We start from the raw sequence: 21408 nt of genomic DNA, 5'->3' as shown, positions 1-21408 counted from the left end.
CGCAGTGCTCGATCACCGTGGGGGAGGGGTGCCGTCGAGGTGGCGCAGCTGGGCCGCGATCGACTGCCCCGCGGCCGCCCGCAACGCCCCCTCCAGGCCCGGGTGGACGGCCTCGACGACCTCCTCCACGGTCCGGTGCCCCGTCGCGAGCGCCGCGCGGACCTGCTCCAGCCGGGCCAGCCGGTGCGCGCGCAGCGTCGTCAGCGCCCCGGCGACGTCGGGGCGGGCCGGCCCGTGACCGGGCAGCAGCACCGAGGCGTCCAGCGTCAGCAGCAGGTCCAGGGACGCCAGGTGGTCGCCCACGTCGCCGTCGGCGGCGACCACGGTGCTGCCGCGGCCCAGGACGGTGTCGCCCGTCAGCAGCTCCCCCGTCCCCAGCAGCACGCACACCGAGTCGGCCGTGTGCCCGGGCGTGGCCAGGACCCGCAGGTCCAGGCCGGCCGCGCGGTGGGTCCCCGGGCCCCGCACGACGGGGGCGGGGTGCTCGGCGACGAAGGCGCCGAGCCCGCCGACGTGGTCGTGGTGGTGGTGCGTGCCGACGACGAGGGCGACGCGCCGGCCCCCCAGCGCGCGCCGCAGCGCGGCCCGGTGGGCGGCGTCGTCCTCCCCGGGGTCGACCACCACGACGTCGGGGGAGCCGGGCGCGGCCAGCAGCCACGTGTTGGTCCCCTCCAGGGTCATGGGCCCGGGGTTGGGCGCCAGGACGCAGGTGGCCCGCGGTGTGACCGGGCCACCCGCCCACGCCTCAGCTGCGGACACGCACCGTGATCTCGACCTCGACGGGGGAGTCCAGCGGCAGGACGGCCACGCCGACCGCGCTGCGCGCGTGCACCCCGGCGTCGCCGAAGACCTCCTGGAGCAGGTTCGAGGCGCCGTTGACGACGGCGGGCTGCCCGGTGAACGACGGGTCGCTCGCGACGAAGCCGACGACCTTGACGACGCGCTCGATGGCGTCGACGCCCCCGGCGACGGCCGCGGCCGCGGCGACGGCGTTCAGCGCGCACGTCGCGGCGAGCTGCTGGGCCGTGTCGGGGTCGACCTCGGCGCCGACCTTGCCGGTGACGGCGAGCGCGCCGTCGACGAAGGGCAGCTGGCCGGAGGTGAGGACGAGGTCGCCGTCGCGGGTGGCGGGCACGTAGCTCGCCACGGGCGGGACGACCTCGGGCAGCGTGAGCCCGAGCTCGCGCAGCCGCTCGGAGGCGCTCACGCCTTCGGCCGCTTCAGGTAGGCGACGAGCCCGTTGCCGTCGGGACCGGTGACGACTTGCACCAGCTCCCAGCCGTCGGCGCCCCACTGGTCGAGGATCTGCTTCGTCGCGTGGACGATCAGCGGGACGGTGGCGTACTCCCAGGTGGTCATGGCGGCCACCGTAGTGGCCGCCCCCACCGGCGGGTCAGACCGCTGCGACCTCGACGTCGGCCTGGACGTCGAGGGCGGCCGGGACCGTGGTGCCCGAGCCGGTGACCTGACCGGCCGCCGCGCCCAGGGCCGCGTCGCGCGCGGTCTCCAGGAGGCGCCGCCAGGACTGCACGTTCGGCCGGCGCTTGAGCAGCGCGCGGCGCTCGCGCTCGGTCATGCCGCCCCAGACGCCGAACTCGACGCGGCTGTCCAGCGCGTCGGCGAGGCACTCGGTGCGCACGGGGCACCCGCCGCAGATCTGCTTCGCGCGGTTCTGCGCCGAACCCTGCACGAACAGGTCGTCCGCGCTGCTGGCCTTGCAGGCCCCGCGGCTCGCCCACTCCAACGTCCACGCCATCGACGGCCCCTCCCGTCAGGCCCTCCCCGGCCGGGTGCCCCGCTGGGCACCGGTTCCCCCCGGTTCGAGCGTTCCCTGTGAATTGCCCGGTGTGCCCACGAGCGGGCACCTCGGCAGCGTATGGTCGGGGGCGCACCCGCCCCAGAGCACTTGTGACGAACATGGGTAGTCACTTCGGGCTAGTGACCCGTTCGGCGGTTGCGTCACTCCCGGTCGCGGCCCGGTCACGATCCTGCGTGCAGAACGCGGAGGACGTGTGGACCTGACCGACCTCCCCCGCTGTCCGCTTACCCTGGCGACATGGCTCCTCGCTCCCCGCACGCCCGGCGCCCGGTCTTCCGACTGCTGGCGGCCTTCGCCGCGGTCAGCGCCGCCGGCGGGGTGCTCAGCGCCGGGCTCGTCGTCCCGGCCGTGGCCGCGACGGGCAGCCTCACGAGCGAGGGCGTCGACATCTTCAACGAGCTGCCGGGGGACCTGGGCGACAAGACCCTGTCGGAGGCCTCGACGATCACGTACTCCGACGGCTCGGTCATGGCCAAGGTGTACGACCAGAACCGCACGGTCATCGCCTTCGACCAGATCGCGCCCGTCATGCGCGATGCCATCGTCTCCATCGAGGACGACCGCTTCTACCAGCACGGCGCCGTGGACGCGAAGGGCATCGTCCGCGCCCTCGTCTCCAACGCCGGCGGCGGCAGCACCCAGGGCGCCTCGACCCTCACGCAGCAGTTCGTCAAGAACGTCCTCGTCCAGCAGGCCGTGCAGGAGGGCGACTCCCAGGCCGCGGCGGCCGCCGTCGAGGCCGACGGCGTCGAGGGGTACGCCCGCAAGCTGCGCGAGATGAAGCTCGCCATCGGCGTCGAGAAGGAGATGTCGAAGGACGACATCCTCGCCGGCTACCTCAACGTCTCCTACTTCCAGAACAACGTCTACGGCATCGAGGCCGCGGCGCAGTTCTACTTCTCCAAGTCCGCGGCCGACCTGAACCTGCCGGAGTCGGCGCTACTGGCGGGCATGGTGCAGAACCCGGCGGCCTACAACCCGCTGAAGTACCCCGACGCGGCCGTCAGCCGCCGCAACGTGGTCCTGAACCGGATGCTGGAGCTGGGCCGCATCGACCAGGCCACCCACGACGCGGCCGTCGCGACGCCGCTGACGCTGACCCGCAACCCCAGCCGCCAGGGCTGCCTCGCGGCCGGGTCCGCGGCGTACTTCTGCGACTACGTCGTGCACGTCGTCGAGTCCGACCCGGCGTTCGGGGCCAGCGCCGAGGACCGGCGCAACCTGCTGCGCCGCGGCGGCCTGACGATCAAGACGACGCTGAGCCCGGTGGTCCAGGCCACGACTCAGCAGGCCGTCAACGACGGCGTGAACCCCGGCCAGGAGGTGCGGTCGGCGGCCTCGATCGTCGAGCCCGGCACGGGCAACATCCTCGCCATGGCGCAGGACACCACGTACTCACCGGACGACGACCAGATCGGCGTCACGACCCTGAACTACAACGTGGGCCAGGCCATGGGCGGGACCGCCGGGTTCCAGCAGGGGTCGACGTTCAAGGCGTTCACGCTCGCCACCTGGCTGAAGCAGGGCAAGTCGCTCGACTCCACGGTCGCCTCGCCCAGCTCCGGCAGCGACCCCTTCAGCGCCTTCACCGCCTGCGGGCAGAAGCTGCGCGGGCCCACGTACAAGTACAGCAACTCCGAGAGCAGCAGCAGCGGCTCGATGTCGGTCCGCACCGCCACCGCCCAGTCGGTGAACACGGCGTTCGTGTCGATGGAGAAGCAGCTCGACATCTGCGACATCACCGCGACCGCGCAGTCCCTCGGCGTCTACAAGGCCGCGCCGACGAAGAACTTCCTCACGGGCGAGACGAACCTGGACCTGGACCAGAACCCGTCGATGACGCTGGGCACCAACCTGGTGTACCCGCTGGAGGTCGCCGGGGCGTACGCGGCGTTCGCCGCCGAGGGCAAGTTCTGCAAGCCGACCGCGATCCTGGAGACCCTCGACACCGACGGCAAGCCGCTGCAGGTCCCCTCGGCGAACTGCCAGCAGGTCCTCGACGTCAACGTCGCCCGCAACGTCACCGAGGCCCTGCGCGGCGGCTGGACGGGCGGGACGGCCAAGGGCGTGGGCAAGGCCGTCATGGCCGGCCGCCAGGTCGCCTCCAAGACGGGGACCACGAACGACAGCCAGAACACCTGGTTCGCGGCGTACACCCCCCAGATGGCCGGGGCCGTCTGGGTCGGTCACCACAAGGGCGTGAAGTCCCTCAACGGTGAGCGGATCAACGGCAAGCGCGTCGGCCGGGTCTTCGGGGCGACCATCGCCGGGCCCATCTGGGCCAACGCCGTGGGCACTTCGCTGACCCAGCTGAACGCCCCGAAGCTGACGTTCACCGACGGCACCAGCGCGGGCCTGAAGACGACCACCGTCGACGGCAGGGTCAGGGTGCCCAGCGTCGTCGGGCGCAGCGTCTCCTCCGCCCGGGCCGCCCTGCAGGCCGCCGGGTTCCAGGTGAAGGTCGGCGGGTCCGTGACGTCCTCGGTGGCCAAGGGGCTGGTGGCCTCGCAGAGCGCCCGTTCCGCGGCCGCCGGCGCGACCATCACGATCACCACGAGCTCCGGTGCGCCGCCCGTCCGGACCCCCACCCAGGAGCCGTCGGCGCCGGCCACGCCGGCCCCGCCCGCGGGCGGGGACAACCCCGGGGTCCAGCTGCCGACGCCCGCCGCGGCCCAGCAGCAGGACGAGGGCCAGGGTCAGGGCCAGAACGAGGGGCAGGGCGAGGGGCAGGGCCAGGGGCAGCCCACTCCCTGAGTCGGGCGCAGGGGCCGGGACCCGGTGCGGGTGCTCGACGCCTCCCCGGCCGGTGACGAGGTCCTCGACCGCGCCCCGCGCCGCCCGGGGACCCGCCGCCGGGCCGCGGCGGCGGTCACGACCCCCGCCGCGGGTGCCTCAGGAGTGCAGGCTCAAGCCCGCAGGTTCAGGACTGCAGGCGGGCCCGGACGGCGCCGGACAGGCGCTTGCCGTCGGCGCGGCCGGCGACCTCGCCCTTGAGGCGGGCCATGACGGCCCCCATGGCGCCCATGCCCGTCAGGCCCTCGGAGGAGGCGGCGATCACGGCCTCGTCGACCAGCCCGGCCAGCTCCTCGTCGGTCAGCGGCGTCGGCAGGTAGGTCTCCACGACGCCCAGCTCGTCGCGCTCGCGGGCGGCCTGCTCGGTGCGGCCGGCGCCGTCGTAGGCCTCGGCGGCCTCGCGGCGCTTCTTCGCCTCCCGCTGCAGGACGGTGACGACCTCCTCGTCGCTCAGCACCCGCGCGGTCTTCCCGGCGACCTCCTCGGAGCGGATCGCCGTCAGGACCATCCGCAGGGTGGCCGACCGGAGCTCGTCGCGGGCCTTCATCGCGGTGGTCAGGTCGGCCTGCAGGGAGTCCTTGAGGGTGTCGCTCATGCGCCGATCCTCCCACCCCCGTCGAACCGGTCCCCCGGACGCGGGCAGGATGGCGGGATGCCGAGCGTCCTGAAGGCCACCGCCGCGACCGTCGGCCTCACCGCCCTGGCCGGGGCGGCCGGGGTCGGGTACGCCGCCGGGTACGAGGTGCGGGCGTTCGCGCTGCGGCACGCCGTCGTCCCCGTCCTTCCGGTGGGGTCGGCGCCGCTGCGGGTGCTGCACCTGTCCGACCTGCACCTGGTGCCGCGCCAGCACCGCAAGCGGGCGTGGGTGGCGGCCCTGGCCGACCTCGAACCGGACCTGGTCGTCACGACGGGCGACAACCTCGCCGCCCAGGACGCCGTCCCGGCGGTGCTGGAGACGTACGCGGGGCTGCTGCGCCGCCCCGGGGTGTTCGTCCTGGGCTCCAACGACTACTGGGCCCCCAAACCGCGGAACTGGTCGAAGTACCTGCGCGGCCCCTCGCAGGTGAAGGCCGGGGACAAGGCCCTGCCGCTGCCGACCGCGGACCTGGTGCGCGGGTTCACCGACGCCGGCTGGGTCGACCTCGACAACGTCCGGACGCGGCTGCGGGTCGGCGGACTGGACCTGGAGCTCGTGGGGGTCGACGACCCGCACCTGCGCTACGACCGCTACGACGACGTCGCCGGGCCCGCCGCGCCCGACGCCGACCTGACCGTCGGCGTCACCCACGCCCCCTACCGCCGGACGCTGGACGCCATGACGGCCGACGGGGCCGGGCTGGTCCTGGCCGGGCACACCCACGGCGGTCAGCTGTGCGTGCCCGGCTACGGGGCGCTGGTGACGAACTGCGACCTGCCCCGGTCGCAGGCGTCGGGGCTCTCGACCTGGTCGGCCGCCGGCCACGAGGCGTGGCTGCACGTCTCGGCGGGCCTGGGGACCTCCCCGTACGCCCCGCTGCGCTTCGCCTGCCGACCCGAGGCGACGCTGCTGGAGCTCGTCCCGCGCCGGTGAGGGCGCCGGGCGGGGGCCTGGTCCGGAGCACCCCCACCGGTGGGCTACTCTTGTCGAGGCCGTTCAGGCGGCCGCGCACGATCAGCAGCAAGGCCTCGGGGTGTGGCGCAGCTTGGTAGCGCGCCTCGTTCGGGACGAGGAGGCCGCAGGTTCAAATCCTGTCACCCCGACCAGCAGGACCGTCAGGCCCGGCACCGCGAGAGCGGGGCCGGGCCTTTCGTCGTGCGAACACCGGTCGCGGGCTCCCGCGGCGCGGGCGGCCGGAGCAGGCGGTCGGGTCCAGCACGTGCCGGTGGGCGGCGCGGTCCCTCGGACGACGGGAGCAGCACGTGGCGGAGGCTCAGCACGACCTGGCCGCGATCTTCGACGTCATCCCCACCTCCTACGCGGTGCTCGACACCGGCCTGCGGTTCGTGGCGGTCAACCGGGCCTTCCTGGACTCGTCCGGGCGCACGCGCGAGCAGCTCCTCGGCCGCTCGATCCTCGACGTCTTCCCCGACAACCCGCAGGACCCGCAGGCGCGCGGGACGGTCAACCTGGAGGCCTCGCTGCGCCGGGTGCTGACCACGGGCCGCCAGGACACGATGCCGCTGCAGCGGTACGACGTCGCCGACGCCGGCGGCGTCTTCCGCGCGCGCTGGTGGAGCTCGGTGAACGCCCCGGTGCTCGACGAGGCCGGTGACGTGGCGCTGCTGCTGCACCGCGCCGAGGAGGTCACCGACTACGTCAGGGAGCGCCACCGGCGGTCCGGGACCGGTGCGGACCCCGACGGCGCGGGTCACCGCGACGTCGACCTCCAGCACGTCGACCCCTACGACGTCGAACCCCACGACGGCGATCCCCACGACGGGCCCCACGACGGGCCCCACGACGGTGATCCCCACGACGGGGCCGGGGTCCGGGTCAGGTCCGAGGCGGACCTGTACGTGCGCGGCCAGGAGCTGCGCACGGCCCTGACCACCGAGGCCGCGGAGGCGCGACGGCTGGCCGGCATGGTGCGGGTGGCGCTGCGGCTCAGCGGCGCGCAGAGCGTGGACCAGCTGACCGACATCGTCATCGGCACGGGCCTGAGCGCGCTCGGCGCCGAGGGCGGGGCCGTCGCCGTCCGCACCGACTCCGGCGGCCCCGGCGGCCCCGCGGTGCTGGAGCTGTCCCTGACCGGCTCCCTGGGGGAGCGGGCCCGCCGCACGTTCGCCCGGGTGCCCGTGGACAGCCCGCTGCCGGTGGCCGTGGCGGCCGCCACGGGCGAGGTCGTGGTGCTGCCGGACCGCGAGGCGTGCCTGAGGTTCACGCCGCAGATGGAGGAGGCCGTCACCAGCACCGGGCTGGGCACGTGGGTGTCGCTGCCGCTGCGGGCGGCGGGCCGGGCGGTCGGCGGGCTGACGATCGGGTGGCGCGACCCGCAGGACTTCACCGCCCGCGACTTCGAGCTGATGAGCGCCTTCGCCGCGCAGTGCGCGCAGAGCCTGGCCGCGCTGCAGGCCCGGGAGCAGGAGCGCCGGGTGGCCGGTGAGCAGCGGCGCCTGTCGGAGACGTTGCAGCGCAGCCTGCTCACCGCCCCGTTCGAGCCGGACCACCTGCAGATCGCCGTCCGGTACCTGCCCGCCGCGAGCGAGGCGCAGATCGGCGGCGACTGGTACGACTGCTTCGTGGCCCCCACGGGCGCGACGACGGTCGTCGTCGGTGACGTGGCCGGGCACGACCGGGACGCGGCCGCCGCCATGGCGCAGGTGCGCAACCTGCTGCGGGGGGTCTCGATCACCCTCGGCGAGCCGCCCGCGGCGGTGCTGTCGGGTCTGGACCGGGCCATGCACCACCTGGGCGTCGGGGTGATCGCCACGGCCGTGCTGGCGCAGGTGGAGCAGGGACCCGACCAGGTGGCCGCCGGCCTGCGGACCCTGCGCTGGTCCAACGCCGGGCACCCCCCGCCGGTGCTCCTGGCCCCCGACGGCCGCGCGACGCTCCAGCAGACCGCCGCGGACCTGCTGCTGGGGCTGGTCCCCGACGCCGAGCGTCACGACCACGCGCTCACCCTGGAGCCGGGCGCCACCGTCGTCCTCTACACCGACGGGCTCGTCGAGCGCCGGGACGCCCCCGTGCAGGACGGGCTGGAGTGGTTGCGCGCCACCGTCGAGCGGTTGCACGACCTGCCCGTCGAGGAGCTGTGCGACGCGCTGCTGGCCCAGCTCGAGGGCCCGCCCGAGGACGACGTCGCGCTGCTGGTGCTGCGCGCCCACCCCCAGGACGGCCCCCGCCCGCGGGGGGCCGGGCCGCGGGTCGTGCCGCCGGCGTCCCCCGGGGCGGGGCGGGCCCGGGACGCGCGGTAGCGGGACGGCGCGGGCGCACCCGCGCCGTCCCGCGCCTCAGGCGCGCGCGGCCTTGACCCGCCCCTCCACGATCCCCAGCACGACGTCGGACAGCTTGCCCAGCACCGCGAGCAGCACGATCGCCAGCAGCACCTGGTCGGTGCGGGAGGTGTTCTGCCCGTTGGTCATCTGGAAACCCAGCCCGATCGAGGACGAGATCAGCTCGGCCGCCACGAGGAACAGCCAGCTCTGCGCGAGCGCCAGCCGCAGCCCGGACAGCAGCGCCGGGGCGGTCGCGGGCAGCAGGACCGTGCCGAACAGCCCCAGCCCGCGGCGGCCGTAGGCGCGGCCCACCTCCACGAGGGCGGGGTCGAGGTGGGTGAGGGCGGAGAAGACGGTCGTGTAGACGGGGAAGAACGCGCCGATCGCGACGAGCACGATCTTCGGGGTCTCCCCGATGCCGATCCACAGGCCCAGCAGCGGCACCCACGCCAGCGACGGCACGGCCCGCAAGGCCCCCAGGGTGGGGGACAGCAGCCGGTCCAGGACCCGCGAGGACCCCGTCAGCCCGCCCAGGACGAGCCCGGCCACGGCGCCGCAGCAGAACCCGACGAGGACCCGCTGCACGCTGATGGCGATGTTCAGCTGCAGCTGCCCCGTGGCCCACAGCTGCTGGGCGGCGTGGAACACGTCCACCGGCGACGGCAGCTGGCTGGGCAGGAACACCCCGGCCGCCGTGGTGGCCCACCACGCCGCGACCAGCAGCACGGGCACGACCGCGCCGAGCCACCAGCCCGGCCGGCGGCGCGGCGCGCGGCCGGCCGGTGCGGCCGGGGCGGACGTGGTGGGCGCGCTCACGCGGCGGTGGCCTTGCGGGCGAAGTCGGGCACCAGCAGCGTGTCCAGCGCCTTCGTGGCGGCGTCCTCGGAGGGGACGTCGCCGGTGGCGGCCATGAGCGGCACGATCCCGGCCAGCACGGTCCGCTGCGCGTCGCCGGGCACGCCGTCGAGGTCGAGCGTCGTGCGCTCCAGGACGCGGGCGGCGACCTCGGGCGACAGCTGCGCGGCGGTCGCGTAGAGGGTCGCCAGGTCGGCGGGGTTCGCCAGCGCCCACGCGCGGGCCGTGGCGTACGCGTCGACGACCTGCTGGACGAGGTCGGGGGAGTCCTGGACGAACTGCTCGCGGGCGTTGAGGACGCCGTAGGTGCAGAAGTCGACGTTGCGGTACAGCAGCTTCGACCCGGCCTGCAGCTCCGAGGCGGCCATGTTCGGGTCCAGGCCGGCCCAGGCGTCGACGTCACCGCGCTCGAGGGCGGCGCGGCCGTCGGCGTGCTGGAGGTTGGTGATCTCGACGTCGGTGCCGGACAGCCCGGCGCCGGCGAGCGCCTGCTGGAGGAAGAAGTACGGGTCGGTGCCGGTGGTGGCGGCGATCCGCTTGCCGCGCAACCCCGCCACGTCGGTGAGGGTGGAGTCCTTCCCGACGACCAGCGCGGTCCACTCCGGCTGGGAGTACACCGCGACCGTCTGCACGGGCGAGCCGTTCGTGCGGGCCTGCAGCACGGCCGACCCGGCGGTGGAGGCCAGGTCCAGGTTGTCGTTGCGCAGGAACTCGTTGGCCTTGTTGCTGCCCGCCGACTGCTCCCACTGCACGGTGAGCCCGGCGTCCTCGAGCAGCTTCTGCTCGCGCACGACGAGGCTGAGGGGGTTGTAGAGGGCGTAGTCGAGGCGGACCCGGTCGCCGCCGGATCCGCCGGAACCGGCGGAAGCGCCGGAACTGGCGGGGGCCGAGCCGGTGGACGACTCGCCCCTGACGCAGCCGGCCGCGGTCAGGGCCAGGGAACCCAGACCAAGGCCGAGCAGGGCGCGACGGGTGGTGGTGGGGGGCAGCGTGGACACAGTTCTCCCGTGGAGGTGGGTGGGGCGGGTTCTCGGGGTGCCCCCGGAGGGGGCGGTCAGGCGGAGCGGGGGACGCCGAGCAGGTCGAGCAGCTCGACGCGCAGCCGGGCGGTGGCGGCGTCGGCGCGGTCGCGGGGACGGGGCGCACCGACCCGCAGGTCCCGGACGATCCCGGCGCCCTGCCCGCTGCCGGTGTCGCCGAGGACGAGCACCCGGTCGGCCAGGTGCAGGGCCTCGTCGACGTCGTGGGTGACGAACACGACGGTGGCGCCCGTGCCGCGCTGCACCTCGTCGAGCAGGTCCTGCATGCGCAGGCGGGTCAGGGCGTCGAGCGCGGCGAACGGCTCGTCGAGCAGCAGCACGCCGGGGCGGCGGACGAGGGCGCGGGCCAGGGCCGCGCGCTGGGCCATGCCGCCGGAGACCCGGCGCGGCCGGTGCCCGGCGAAGTCGGCCAGCCCCACGACGTCCAGCCAGCGCAGCACCTCGGCCCGGCCCTGCGCGCGGGCCGTGCCGCGCGGCAGGCCGAAGGCGACGTTGCCGGCCAGGTCCCGCCACGGCAGCAGCCGCGGTTCCTGGAACACCACCGCGGTGCGGGGGTGCACCCCGCGCACGGGCTGCCCGGCGACCTCCACCGTCCCGGTGGAGGGGGTGTCCAGCCCGGCGAGGAGCCGCAGCAGCGTCGACTTGCCGCTGCCGGAGGCCCCCACGAGGGCGACGGTGCCGCCCGCGTCGAGCTCGAGGTCCAGGGGGGCCAGCACCCGGTGCTCGCCGAAGCTGCGCCCGACGCCGCGCAGGCGCACCCCGGCGGCCTCGACGCGGTCGGCGGCCCGGGGGCTGGCGGTGGGGGCGGTCGTCACGGTCTCCTCCATCGGTCCCGGCATGAGCACCACACCCCCGTGGGGGCGGTTGCTGCGGCGTCGACGAGCCAGGTCTCTCGGCCGCTCTGGATGGTGCGCACACTCTAAGCCAGCCGCGGGGGTGCCGCCGCCACCCGGTGCGCCGCAGGTGCGCGGCGGGTGCGCGGCGGGTGCGCTGCGGTTGCCGAGCGGCGCCGCTGCGGCACGCTGACCGGGTGGTCACCGCCCCGCCCCTGCCCCGGCCCGTGATGATGCACCAGCACTGGGACGACGTCGCCTTCCTGCACTGGGAGGTCGACCCCGACGAGGTCGCCCCGCACCTGCCGCCCGGCACCCGCCCCGACCTGTTCGCCGGCCGCGCCTACGTCGGCCTCATCCCCTTCACCCTGCGCGGGGCCGGACCCGGGGGCCGGGCCGCCGTGCCGTACCTGGGGACGTTCCTGGAGACGAACGTGCGGACGTACTCCGTCGACGAGCAGGGGCGGCACGGCGTGGTGTTCGCCAGCCTGGACGCCTCCCGGCTGGCCGTCGTCCTGGGCGCGCAGACCGCGTTCGGGCTGCCGTACCGGTGGTCGACGCTGCGGCACGCGGTGCGGGTCCGCGACGGCGCGCGGGAGCTGCTGTGGACGTGCCGCACCCGCGACGGCGTCACGAGCCGCGTCGCGGTCCGCGAGGGCGCGACCCGGCGGGTGGAGCCGGCCCGGGACGACCTCGGCGACTTCCTCACGGCCCGCTTCGGCCTGCACGTGGAGCACCTGGGCCGCACGTGGTGGATCGCCAACGAGCACGAGCCGTGGCCATTGCGGGACGCGCAGGTGCTGGAGCTGGACGACGGTCTCGTCGCGGCCGCCGGGTTCACCGTGACCGGCGCACCGGCGCACGTGGCGTTCGCGCGGCGGGTCACGACGCGGTTCACCACGCCCCGCCCGGCGGCGGGGGAACCGTCCCGCGCGCTCGTGCGTTGACCGGGAACACGTCCCCGGGGCACCGTCCCCCAGACCAGGAGAGGACCGCCGCCGCCGATGCGCGACGACGATCGCCCTTCAAGTACCTCGAGCACGCCCGGCCACGGTGAGGTGCTCCCGTGACGGACGTGCTCGCCCTGCTCCTCGGTGTCGTGGTGGTGTTCGCCATCACCGTCGCCACGGCCTGGTTCGTGGCCCAGGAGTTCGCCTTCATGTCGGTGGACCGGTCGGCGCTGGGCGCCCGCGCCGAGGCCGGCGACCCCGCGGCGCGCCGGGCCCTGCAGGTCACCCGCCGCACCTCGTTCATGCTGTCCGGCGCGCAGCTGGGCATCACCGTCACGGGCCTGCTCGTCGGGTACGTCGCCGAACCCCTCATCGGGGAGTCCCTCGGGGCGCTGCTGGGCGGGGTCGGGGTCCCCGCCGCGGTGAGCGTCGGCGTCGGGGCCGTCGTGGCGCTGCTGTTCTCGACGTTCGTGCAGATGCTGTTCGGGGAGCTGTTCCCCAAGAACCTGGCCATCGCGCGGCCCGAACCGCTGGCGGTGCGGCTGAGCCGGTCCACGCTGGTCTACCTGCGGGTGTTCGGCTGGCTCGTGCGGTTCTTCGACCAGGCCTCCAACGCGCTGCTGCGGGCGCTGCGCATCGAACCCGTCCACGACGTCGAGCACGCCGCGACGGCCAGGGACCTGGAGGCCATCGTGGAGGAGTCCCGCGAGAGCGGTGACCTGCCGCCGGACCTGGCGGTGCTGCTGGACCGGATCCTGGACTTCCCCCAGCGCGACGTCGAGCACGCCATGGTGCCGCGCTCGCGCGTCGACACCGTCGACGAGTCCGCCGACCTGGGCCTGGTGCGCGCCCTCATGGCCGTGGGGCACTCCCGGTACCCGGTGCTGGCCACCGGTTCCGGCGACGTCCTGGGGGTCGTGCACCTGACCGACCTGCTCGCGACGGCCGAGGACGACACGGCGCACGTCACGCGCATCATGCGGGTCCCGCTCGTGGTGTCGACCCTCACCCCGCTGCCGCAGGTGCTGCGGCAGCTGGCCGGGACGAAGAACCAGCTCGCCTGCGTCGTCGACGAGTACGGCGGTTTCACGGGGGTCGTGACGGTCGAGGACCTCGCCGAGGAACTCGTCGGGGAGATCACCGACGAGCACGACGACGAGGACCCGACGTACGTCCCCGTGGAGGGTGACGGGGTGTGGGAGGTGTCGGGGGAGGTCCACGTCGACGAGGTCGAGCGGTCCCTGGGCGTGGACCTGCCGCGCGGCGACTACGAGACGGTCGCCGGTCTGGTCATCGCCGCCCACGGCGGCCTGCCCGAGCAGGGCACCGAACTCGTGCTGGACCTGCCGGCCGACCCCGGCGACCTGGAGGCGCGGCCGCGGACGCTGACCGTGCGGGTGCTGGCCGTGGCCCGCCACGTGCCGGCCCGGGTCCGGCTGGAACTGCCGCAGGGGGGTGAGCCGCGTGAGTGACGACCCGTTCGTCGTCGTCCCCGTGACGGCGCTGATCGTGGCGCTGAGCGCGTTCTTCGTCGCCGTCGAGTTCGCCCTGCTGGGCGCCAAGCGGCACCGGCTGGAGGACGCCGCCGGCACCTACGCCGGCCGGGCCGCGCTGCGCAGCTCCCACGAGCTGACGGTGCTGCTGGCCGGGTCCCAGCTGGGCATCACGGCCTGCGTCCTGGCGCTGGGGGCGATCTCGAAACCGGCGGTCCACCACTGGCTGACCCCCGGGTTCGAGGCCCTCGGCGTCCCCGCGGTCGCGGCCGACGCCCTCGGTTTCGTGCTCGCGCTGTTCATCGTGACGTTCGTCCACCTCGTCGTGGGGGAGATGGCGCCGAAGTCGTGGGCCATCGCGCACCCCGAGCGGTCCGCGCTGCTGCTGGCGGTGCCGATGCGCGGGTTCACCTGGGTGTTCCGGCCCGTGCTGAAGCTGCTGAACTCCGCCGCGAACGCCTTGGTCCGCGCGGTCGGGGCCGAACCGACCGAGGAGGTCGTCGTCGGGCACAGCCCCGACTCGCTGCGGCACCTGCTGGAGCACTCCACGAACGTGGGGGCGCTCGACGCCCGGTTCTCGGCGCAGCTGTCGGGGGCGCTGGACCTGCGGCGCACGACGATCCGCGACCTGCTGCGGCCGGGGAACGTCCCGGCGTGCGTCCCGGCCGGCGCGTCCGTCGAGGCCGTCCAGGACCTGTCCCGCACCAGCGGCCACCTGCGGATCCTCGTCGGGGCCCCCGACCGGGTCACCGGGGTCGTGCACGTGCGGGACACGCTGACCGAACCGGCCGACGCGCCGGCCGAGCCGTTCGTGCGGCCCGTGTTCACCCTGGAGGCGGGCACGACGCTGCACGTGGCGCTGGCGCGGATGCGGGAGACGAGCAACCACCTGGCGCTCGTCACCGACGGCGGGCGGGTCGAGGGGGTCGTCACCCTGTCCGACGTCCTGCGCCGGTTGTTCCCCGGCGCGGCCGGCCCCTGAGGGCAGTGGCACGATCGGTCGGGTGAGCGAACCTGAGGTGCCCGTCTGGGAGAAGCGGTTCCGCGCCGGCCGGGTCGGCCTGCCGGAGTGGGCGGAGGACGCCCCGGACCGCTGCGTCGTCGAGGCGACCGTCGCGGGCGTGCTGGAGGTGCACTCCTTCGACGCCGCCACGGGGGAGCTGCACCGGCTGACCGACCGGCCCGAGGGCACCTCCAGCGCCACGATCGACCCCGCCGGGGAGTTCGTCTGGTGGTTCGACGACACCGCCGGCGACGAGTACGGCGTGTGGCGGCGGCAGCCCTTCGGGTCGGCCCCCGGGGTCGGGGTCGAGGACCCGCTGGGGTTGCCGGCCGCCTACCCGGCCGGGTTGTCGCTGGGCCGCAGCGGCCTCGTCGTCGTGGGGTCGCAGGACGACGAGTACGGCACCCGGGTCGACGTCGTGTCCGGCGGGTCGGCGCGGCGGCTGTACGAGCACCGCGAGGACGCCTGGGCGGGGGACCTGTCCCCCGACGAGCAGTGGGTCGCGATCTCCCACTCCGAGCACGGCGACTCCCGCCACCCCGACCTGCGGGTGCTGTCGCTGGCCGACGGTTCCACGGTCGCGGAGGTCTCCGACGGGCCCGGCAAGGGCGTGGCGCCGCTGGGTTTCTCCCCGGTGCGGGGGGACGCGCGGCTGCTCGTCGAGCACGAGCGCGCCGGTCGCCCCGAACTGCTCGTCCTGGACCTGCTGACCGGTCGCGAGGTGCAGATCGCCCTGGACGCCCCCGGGGAGGTCGCGGGCGCGGAGTGGACCCGCGACGCCACCGGGCTGCTCGTCCTGCTCGACCACGAGGCCCGCACCCTGGCCTACCGGGTGGACCTGGGCACCGGTGCGGTGCAGCAGGTCGGGCCGACCTCGGGGACGATCTCGGGCGCCACGGCCCGCCCCGACGGGGACGTGTGGATGACGTGGTCGTCCTCGGCGCAGCCCTCGACGGTGCGCCGGCTCGACGGCTCGGTCCTGCTGCGCGCGCCGGGGGAACCGGCGCCGCCGTCGGTCGACGTGCGCGACGTGCGGGTCGACGGGCCGGGTGGGCGCGTCCACGCGCTGCTGCGGGTCCCGGCGGGTTCGACCGGTCCGTGGCCGACGGTCGTGGAGGTCCACGGCGGGCCGACGGCCCACGACACCGACGCGTTCCGGCCGTACTGCGCGACGTGGGTCGACGAGGGTTTCGCGGTCGTGCAGGTGAACTACCGCGGGTCCACGGGGTACGGGTCGGCGTGGCGGGACGCGCTGGAGGCCCGCGTGGGGCACGTGGAGCTGGAGGACGTCGTGGCCGTGGCCGACCACCTCGTGGCCACCGGCGTCGCGGACGGTTCCCGGCTGGTCCTGGCGGGGGCCTCCTGGGGCGGTTTCCTCACCCTGCTGGGGGTGGGCACCCAGCCGCAGCGGTGGGCCGTGGGGCTGGCGGGGGTCCCCGTCGCGGACTACGTCGCGGCGTACGAGGACGAGATGGAGGGGCTGAAGGCGTTCGACCGCTCGCTGTTCGGGGGGTCCCCGGAGCAGGTCCCGGACAAGTACGCCGACTCCTCCCCGATCACGTACGTCGACGCCGTCACCGCGCCGGTCCTGGTGCTGGCCGGCCGCAACGACCCGCGCTGCCCGATCCGGCAGATCGACAACTACCTGGAGCGGCTGGCCGCGCGCGGCGCGGTGCACGAGGTGTACCGGTACGACGCCGGGCACGGGTCGCTGCTGGACGACGAGCGGGTGCGGCAGATGCGGGTCGAGCTGGACTTCGTCCGCCGGCACCTGCCCTGACGCCACCCCCTCACCCCCCTCGCGGTGATCGATCACTCCTGTCCACGAGTGCTCGACCACCGCGAGGGGGGAGGTTGGGGGTCAGGGGCGGTGGCGCAGGCCGTCGAGGAGCAGGTCGACGACGCGCTCGGTGTAGTCCTGGTCCGGCGTGGAGAGCCGGGACAGCGTGACGAGCAGTTCGTCGGGGGTCAGGACGGGGCGGATGTCGCCGGTCTCCACCGCGGCGTCGAGCAGCGCGCCGAGGGCGGGCTCGAAGCGGCTGGAGAAGTAGGCGGGCAGGGTCTCGAAGGCGGGGTCGCCGGAGTGCAGGGCGGCGGCGAGGCCGCGCTTGGCGGCGACGAAACCGGTGAAGCGGAGCAGCCACCGGTGCAGCGCCTCGACCGGGGGGTGCTGCGCGGCGAGCAGGGGGGCCTGCTCGGCGCAGGCGTCGACCTCGTGGCGGAACACGGCGGTCACGAGGTCCGAGCGCTGCGGGAAGTGCCGGTAGACGGTGCCGACGCCGACGCCGGCCTTCGCGGCGATCTCGCGGACGGGGGCGTCGACCCCGGAGACGGCGAAGACGTCGCGGGCGGCGACGAGCAGCGCGTCGAGGTTGCGTTGCGCGTCGGCGCGGACCTTGCGTTCAGCCATCGGTGGGACCCCCTTGCGTAACCGGAACAATGTTCCGTACAGTTCCGGACAAGCGTTCCGCTTCATCGTCCCACGGAGGCTCCCCGTGCACTACCGACCCCTCGGCCGCACCGGCATCAAGGTCAGCCCCTTCGCCCTCGGCGCCATGATGTTCGGCGCCGTCGGCAACCCCGACCACGACGAGTCGATCGCCATGGTCCACCGCGCCCTCGACGCCGGGATCAACCTCGTCGACACGGCCGACTTCTACTCCCACGGCGAGTCCGAGGAGATCGTCGGCAAGGCGATCGCCGGCCGCCGCGACGACGTCGTGCTCGCCACGAAGTTCCACCTGCCCATGGGGACCGACCCCAACGCCCGCGGGAACTCCCGGCGCTGGGTCGTGCGCGCCCTCGAGGACTCCCTGCGGCGCCTGGGCACCGACCACGTCGACCTCTACCAGGTCCACCGCCCCGACCCCGACACCGACGTCGAGGAGACGCTGTCCGCGCTGACCGACCTCGTCCGGGCGGGCAAGGTGCGCGCCATCGGCACCTCCAGCTTCCCCGCCAGCGAGGTCGTCGAGGCCCAGTGGGTCTCCGAGCGCCGCGGGCTGGAACGCTTCCGCACCGAGCAGCCGACCTACTCGATCCTCAACCGCGGCATCGAGAACGAGCTCCTGCCCGTCGCCCAGCGGTACGGGATGGGCACCCTCGTCTACTCCCCGCTGTCCGGCGGGATGCTCACCGGCCGCTACCGCAAGGGCGCCCCCGTCGACTCGATGCGTGCCGGCATGTTCCGCTACTTCTCCGACGAGCGGCGCCTCGACGCCGTCGAGCAGCTCGTCGTCCTGGCCGACGAGGTCGGCGTCAAGCTCACCCACCTCGCGCTGGCCTTCGTCGTCGCCCACCCCGGCGTCACGTCCGCGATCCTCGGCCCGCGCACGCCGGAGCAGCTCGACGACCTGCTCGCCGGCGCCGACGTCGTGCTCGACGACGCCGTCCTGGACCGGATCGACGCGATCGTGCCGCCGGGCGAGGACGTCGGGCTGCTCGACATGCAGTACCGGACGCCCCCGATCACCGACGCCTCGCTGCGCCGGCGGGCGACCGCGGTGCGCGCGGCGGCCTGACCGGGCGCGGGGGTCCGGCACCTCAGCCGAAGAACGTCAGGTAGAGCAGCGCCACGTTCAGCGCCACGACCAGCACGACGGCCACGGTGGCCAGCGCCCGCGTGGAGACCCGGTTCACGTGCTCGCCCATGAGGCCCGGCGAGCTCGTGAGCCGGACCAGGGGGATCAGCGCGAAGGGGATCCCGAAGCTCAGCACGACCTGGGACACGACCAGCGCGCGGGTCGGGTCCACCCCGATCCCCAGGCACACCAGCGCCGGGACGAGGGTGACGACCCGGCGCACCAGCAGCGGGACGTCGACGCGCAGCAGCCCCTGCATGATCACCGCACCGGCGTAGGCGCCGACCGACGTCGAGGCCAGCCCCGAGGCCAGCAGGCCGATCGCGAACAGCAGGGCCGCGCCGGTCCCCAGGTGGGTCGCGACGGCCGCGTGGGCGCCCTCCAGCGTGTCGGTGCCCGCCACGCCCCGCAGCGCCGAGGCGGCCAGCAGCAGCATCGAGATGTTCACCAGCCCGGCCACGAGCAGCGCCGAGACGACGTCGACGCGGGTCGCGCGCAGCACCCGGCGGCGCTGCGCGGGCTCGACGGTCCCGTGGTGGTCGCGGGCCATCGCCGAGTGCAGGTAGACGGCGTGCGGCATGACGGTCGCGCCGAGCATGCTCGCGGCCAGCAGGACCGTCTCGGCCCCGGCGAACCGCGGGACCAGACCGGCCGCCGCCTCGGCCGCGTCCGGTGGCGCCAGCACCACCCCGGAGACGAACCCCACGACGATGACGAGCAGCAGGCCGACGATGACGGCCTCGAACCGCCGCACCCCGCGGTGGTTGTGCAGGGCCAGCAGGCCCACGGAGACCAGCCCGACGACGATCCCGCCGACGAGCAGCGGGGTGCCGAACAGCAGGTTCAGCGCGACGGCCCCGCCGATGACCTCGGCGAGGTCGGTCGCGACCGCCACCAGCTCGGCCTGGGCCCAGTACGCCAGGCGGGCGGGGCGGCCCAGCCGGTCGCGCAGCACCTCCGGCAGGGTCCGGCCGCTGACGACGGCGAGCTTGGCCGACAGGTACTGCACGAGGACGGCCATGGCGTTGGCGGCGACGAGCACCCACAGCAGCAGGTACCCGTACCCGGCGCCGGCGGTGAGGTTGGCGGCGACGTTGCCGGGGTCGACGTAGGCGATGGCCGCGACGAACGCGGGCCCCAGCAGGCGCAGCAGCGAGCGCCGGCCGGCGCGGGCGGGCGCGGAGGTGGGGGCGTCCGTCGTCATGGGGACATCATGCCCGAGAGTTCGGTGCGCCGAACTCTGGACTTCCGGATCCCCCACCTCGGCGGTCGAGGCGCGCGCGGGGGGTCGGCATCGTTGCGACCACGCTGCCGATCATCGGCAGCGTTGTCACAACGATGCCAACCCCGACCGGTCAGCTCAGCGACTTGGTGTAGCAGACCGACAGCGGGCTGTCCGCCCACGGGCCGAAGTTCTCCGGCGAGCGGACGTAGCCCACCGCCTCGTACAGCGCCATCGCCTCCGGCTGCCGGGTCCCGGTCTCCAGCCGCACCCGCCGCGCCCCGGCCGCGCGCGCCTCCTGCTCGAAGCGGGTCACCAGCGCGCGCGCCACCCCCCGGCCGCGGAACCCCTCCGCGACGAAGACCCGCTTCATCTCCACGCAGCCCTCCCAGCCCGGCTCGTCGACGTCGACGCGGGCCAGGCACCCGGCCGGCGCGCCGTCGACGTAGGCGACGTGGCACACGGCGTCCGTCTCCAGGGGGTACTCCTCCTCGGGTTCCCCCGGCTCGCGGTAGCGGCGGTTCAGCTCGGCGACCGCCGCCTCGACGAGTCCGTCGAGGTCGGGGTCGCCCAGCGGTCGTTCGTGGATCTGCAGGCTCACCCCTCGACCGTGTCACGCACCCGCCGGCGCCGCTGCGCCGGGAGGGCGGGCACCGCCGGGTCGATCGGGGCGCGGCCGTTCTTGTCGACGCGCGTGGCCTCGACGAGGACCACCAGCCCGAGCAGGGCCAGGACGAGCGCGACGAGCGCGGTCGAGGCGTACCCGAACCCCGCGTCGATCGCGGCGCCGCCGAGGAAGGCGCCCATCGCGTTGCCGATGTTGAACGCGGCCTGCATGGCCGCGGAGGCCATCGACGCGCCCCCGCCGGCGGCCAGGATCCCGCGGGTCTGGATCGGGGCGGACATGACGAACCCGATGAAGGCGAAGAGGAAGACCCCGGCGGCCGCGGCGACCTTGCTCCCCGAGAACAGGAACAGCCCCCCGAACACGACGACCTGACCGACGAACCCGGCGGCCAGCGTCCGGTACGGGCGCCAGTCGGCCAGCCGCCCGCCGACGAGGTTGCCCAGGGTCGCGCCGAGGCCGAAGAGGACCAGCACCCAGCTGACCGAGCCCTCGGAGAACCCGGCGACGTCGGTCAGCAGCGGCGAGACGTAGCTGAGGACCGTGAACAGGCTGGCGAAACCGACCGTCGTGATGAGCAGCGTCCACCAGACCTGCCGGCGGCGGAAGGCGGCGAACTCCGTGCGCAGCGGGCCCGAGCGGGTCTCGACCTCGGGCACGATCGCGAGGATCGCGCCGATCGTCACCAGGCCGATGAGGCCCACGAGGGAGAACGTGAGCCGCCAGCCCAGCTGCTGCCCGACGTAGGTGCCGACCGGGACGCCGACGACGTTCGCGACGGTCAGCCCCGTGAACACCAGGGCCAGCGCCTGCCCCTGCCGCCCGGGCGGGGCGATCTTGCGGGCGACGACGGCCGAGGCGCCGAAGAACGCGCCGTGCGACAGGCCCGAGAGGAACCGGGCGCCGATGAGCAGGTGGAAGGTCGGCGCGAGCGCCGTCGCGGCGTGGCCGACGACGAACAGCCCCATGAGACCCGCCAGGACCTTCTTGCGGGGCAGGGAGTGCGTGAGGGCCGTGAGCGTGGGGGCGCCCACCACGACGCCGAGCGCGTAGGCCGAGATGAGCCAGCCGGCGGCGGCGATGGAGACGTGGAAGGTGGCGGCCATCTGGGGCAGCAGTCCCATGGCCACGAACTCGGTCGTTCCGATGCCGAAGGCACCGATGGCGAGAGCCAGGATGGCGAGGGGCACGGGCGGTTCCTTCTCAGGCGAGGTGTGCAGGGTCTTCGATCAGCGCTCCGTCGGCCTGTCGACACCCCGATCATCGCCGCCACCCG

At 74.8% G+C, this 21408-nt stretch carries 20 protein-coding genes, 1 tRNA gene and 1 riboswitch; of the genes, 9 read left to right on the top strand and 12 right to left on the bottom strand.

Features of this window, described 5'->3' with window-relative positions:
- Positions 1–12: 12 nt before the first annotated feature.
- From BJ968_RS09165 to BJ968_RS09150, 4 genes are read right to left on the bottom strand one after another with little or no spacing between them, the layout of a single operon-like run.
- Complete coding sequence (locus BJ968_RS09165; RefSeq protein ID WP_218884949.1) at positions 13–759, bottom strand: MBL fold metallo-hydrolase; 747 nt, start codon at positions 757–759, stop codon at positions 13–15.
- Complete coding sequence (locus BJ968_RS09160; RefSeq protein WP_179751124.1) at positions 746–1207, bottom strand: Atu1372/SO_1960 family protein; 462 nt, start codon at positions 1205–1207, stop codon at positions 746–748. The genes BJ968_RS09165 and BJ968_RS09160 overlap by 14 nt, the downstream gene beginning before the upstream one ends.
- Positions 1204–1359 carry a Sp36 family protein gene (sp36, locus tag BJ968_RS09155; protein WP_179751122.1) on the bottom strand — a complete coding sequence of 52 codons (156 nt, stop codon included), beginning with the start codon at positions 1357–1359 and terminating at the stop codon, positions 1204–1206. The genes BJ968_RS09160 and sp36 overlap by 4 nt, the downstream gene beginning before the upstream one ends.
- 34 nt (positions 1360–1393) lie before the next feature.
- Positions 1394–1756, bottom strand: coding sequence for a WhiB family transcriptional regulator (locus tag BJ968_RS09150; protein WP_179751120.1), 363 nt, complete (start codon positions 1754–1756; stop codon positions 1394–1396).
- Positions 1757–2056: 300 nt separating this feature from the next.
- Between BJ968_RS09150 and BJ968_RS09145 the strand changes: the two genes are divergently transcribed.
- Complete coding sequence (locus BJ968_RS09145; RefSeq protein ID WP_179751118.1) at positions 2057–4573, top strand: penicillin-binding protein; 2517 nt, start codon at positions 2057–2059, stop codon at positions 4571–4573.
- Positions 4574–4739: 166 nt separating this feature from the next.
- Here BJ968_RS09145 and BJ968_RS09140 read toward each other — a convergent pair whose 3' ends face one another.
- A complete protein-coding gene (locus BJ968_RS09140; RefSeq protein WP_179751116.1) occupies positions 4740–5207 on the bottom strand; it encodes a GatB/YqeY domain-containing protein in 468 nt (155 codons plus the stop codon).
- A 57-nt stretch (positions 5208–5264) separates the two neighbouring features.
- Between BJ968_RS09140 and BJ968_RS09135 the strand changes: the two genes are divergently transcribed.
- The 3 genes from BJ968_RS09135 to BJ968_RS09125 all read left to right on the top strand — a co-directional run bounded on the left by BJ968_RS09135 (position 5265) and on the right by BJ968_RS09125 (position 8509).
- On the top strand, positions 5265–6182 hold the full coding sequence (locus BJ968_RS09135) for a metallophosphoesterase (protein WP_179751114.1): 918 nt from the start codon (positions 5265–5267) through the stop codon (positions 6180–6182).
- 96 nt (positions 6183–6278) lie between these two features.
- Positions 6279–6355 (top strand) — tRNA-Pro (locus BJ968_RS09130).
- A gap of 156 nt (positions 6356–6511) precedes the next feature.
- Positions 6512–8509, top strand: coding sequence for a SpoIIE family protein phosphatase (locus BJ968_RS09125; RefSeq protein ID WP_179751112.1), 1998 nt, complete (start codon positions 6512–6514; stop codon positions 8507–8509).
- Positions 8510–8545: 36 nt separating this feature from the next.
- On the opposite strand, the gene BJ968_RS09120 is transcribed toward BJ968_RS09125, so the two are convergent.
- From BJ968_RS09120 to BJ968_RS09110, 3 genes are read right to left on the bottom strand one after another with little or no spacing between them, the layout of a single operon-like run.
- Positions 8546–9346 carry an ABC transporter permease subunit gene (locus BJ968_RS09120; RefSeq protein ID WP_179751109.1) on the bottom strand — a complete coding sequence of 267 codons (801 nt, stop codon included), beginning with the start codon at positions 9344–9346 and terminating at the stop codon, positions 8546–8548.
- Positions 9343–10383 (bottom strand): aliphatic sulfonate ABC transporter substrate-binding protein, encoded by a 1041-nt coding sequence (locus BJ968_RS09115; RefSeq protein ID WP_179751107.1) that lies wholly within the window; start codon positions 10381–10383, stop codon positions 9343–9345. The genes BJ968_RS09120 and BJ968_RS09115 overlap by 4 nt, the downstream gene beginning before the upstream one ends.
- Before the next feature lie 56 nt (positions 10384–10439).
- The gene (locus tag BJ968_RS09110; protein ID WP_179756449.1) at positions 10440–11183 is read right to left on the bottom strand and encodes an ATP-binding cassette domain-containing protein; all 744 of its coding nucleotides are present in this window, start codon (positions 11181–11183) and stop codon (positions 10440–10442) included.
- 62 nt (positions 11184–11245) lie between these two features.
- A riboswitch (SAM riboswitch) is annotated at positions 11246–11337 on the bottom strand.
- A 118-nt stretch (positions 11338–11455) separates the two neighbouring features.
- Between BJ968_RS09110 and BJ968_RS09105 the strand changes: the two genes are divergently transcribed.
- From BJ968_RS09105 to BJ968_RS09090, 4 genes are all read left to right on the top strand, one after another.
- Positions 11456–12205 (top strand): YqjF family protein, encoded by a 750-nt coding sequence (locus tag BJ968_RS09105; RefSeq protein WP_343077919.1) that lies wholly within the window; start codon positions 11456–11458, stop codon positions 12203–12205.
- 119 nt (positions 12206–12324) lie between these two features.
- Entirely contained in the window at positions 12325–13680 is a 1356-nt protein-coding gene (locus BJ968_RS09100; protein ID WP_179751105.1) for a CNNM domain-containing protein, read from the top strand.
- Positions 13673–14683: a CNNM domain-containing protein gene (locus BJ968_RS09095; RefSeq protein ID WP_179751103.1), complete on the top strand. Its 1011-nt coding sequence runs from the start codon at positions 13673–13675 to the stop codon at positions 14681–14683. Before BJ968_RS09100 ends, BJ968_RS09095 begins: the two co-directional genes overlap by 8 nt.
- Positions 14684–14696: 13 nt before the next feature.
- Positions 14697–16484, top strand: a complete 1788-nt coding sequence (locus BJ968_RS09090; RefSeq protein ID WP_179756445.1) for a S9 family peptidase — start codon at positions 14697–14699, stop codon at positions 16482–16484.
- A gap of 81 nt (positions 16485–16565) precedes the next feature.
- Here the strand turns inward: BJ968_RS09090 and BJ968_RS09085 are convergent, their stop codons facing one another.
- Positions 16566–17114: a TetR/AcrR family transcriptional regulator gene (locus tag BJ968_RS09085; RefSeq protein WP_179751101.1), complete on the bottom strand. Its 549-nt coding sequence runs from the start codon at positions 17112–17114 to the stop codon at positions 16566–16568.
- Positions 17115–17199: 85 nt separating this feature from the next.
- Here BJ968_RS09085 and BJ968_RS09080 point away from each other — a divergent pair, with 85 nt between their 5' ends.
- Positions 17200–18225 (top strand): aldo/keto reductase, encoded by a 1026-nt coding sequence (locus tag BJ968_RS09080; RefSeq protein ID WP_179751099.1) that lies wholly within the window; start codon positions 17200–17202, stop codon positions 18223–18225.
- Between the two features lie 22 nt (positions 18226–18247).
- On the opposite strand, the gene BJ968_RS09075 is transcribed toward BJ968_RS09080, so the two are convergent.
- From BJ968_RS09075 to BJ968_RS09065, 3 genes are all read right to left on the bottom strand, one after another.
- Complete coding sequence (locus BJ968_RS09075) at positions 18248–19489, bottom strand: Nramp family divalent metal transporter (RefSeq protein WP_179751097.1); 1242 nt, start codon at positions 19487–19489, stop codon at positions 18248–18250.
- A gap of 151 nt (positions 19490–19640) precedes the next feature.
- Positions 19641–20108, bottom strand: a complete 468-nt coding sequence (locus tag BJ968_RS09070) for a GNAT family N-acetyltransferase (protein WP_179751095.1) — start codon at positions 20106–20108, stop codon at positions 19641–19643.
- Positions 20105–21322, bottom strand: a complete 1218-nt coding sequence (locus BJ968_RS09065; protein WP_179751093.1) for an MFS transporter — start codon at positions 21320–21322, stop codon at positions 20105–20107. The genes BJ968_RS09070 and BJ968_RS09065 overlap by 4 nt, the downstream gene beginning before the upstream one ends.
- Positions 21323–21408 lie beyond the last annotated feature (86 nt).

This window comes from Kineococcus aurantiacus (assembly GCF_013409345.1).
In the GTDB taxonomy this organism is placed as follows: Bacteria; Actinomycetota; Actinomycetes; order Actinomycetales; family Kineococcaceae; genus Kineococcus; species Kineococcus aurantiacus.
The sequence above is the reverse complement of the archived record's forward strand: the minus strand, read 5'-3'. Positions and strand labels throughout refer to the sequence as shown.

What these genes read in the sequence shown, in the direction of transcription:
- BJ968_RS09075 (WP_179751097.1), bottom strand. Translation starts at nt 19,489, where the DNA reads ATGACGACGGACGCCCCCACCTCCGCGCCCGCCCGCGCCGGCCGGCGC.
- BJ968_RS09145 (WP_179751118.1), top strand. Translation starts at nt 2,057, where the DNA reads ATGGCTCCTCGCTCCCCGCACGCCCGGCGCCCGGTCTTCCGACTGCTG.
- BJ968_RS09140 (WP_179751116.1), bottom strand. Translation starts at nt 5,207, where the DNA reads ATGAGCGACACCCTCAAGGACTCCCTGCAGGCCGACCTGACCACCGCG.
- BJ968_RS09150 (WP_179751120.1), bottom strand. Translation starts at nt 1,756, where the DNA reads ATGGCGTGGACGTTGGAGTGGGCGAGCCGCGGGGCCTGCAAGGCCAGC.
- BJ968_RS09135 (WP_179751114.1), top strand. Translation starts at nt 5,265, where the DNA reads ATGCCGAGCGTCCTGAAGGCCACCGCCGCGACCGTCGGCCTCACCGCC.
- sp36 (WP_179751122.1), bottom strand. Translation starts at nt 1,359, where the DNA reads ATGACCACCTGGGAGTACGCCACCGTCCCGCTGATCGTCCACGCGACG.
- BJ968_RS09085 (WP_179751101.1), bottom strand. Translation starts at nt 17,114, where the DNA reads ATGGCTGAACGCAAGGTCCGCGCCGACGCGCAACGCAACCTCGACGCG.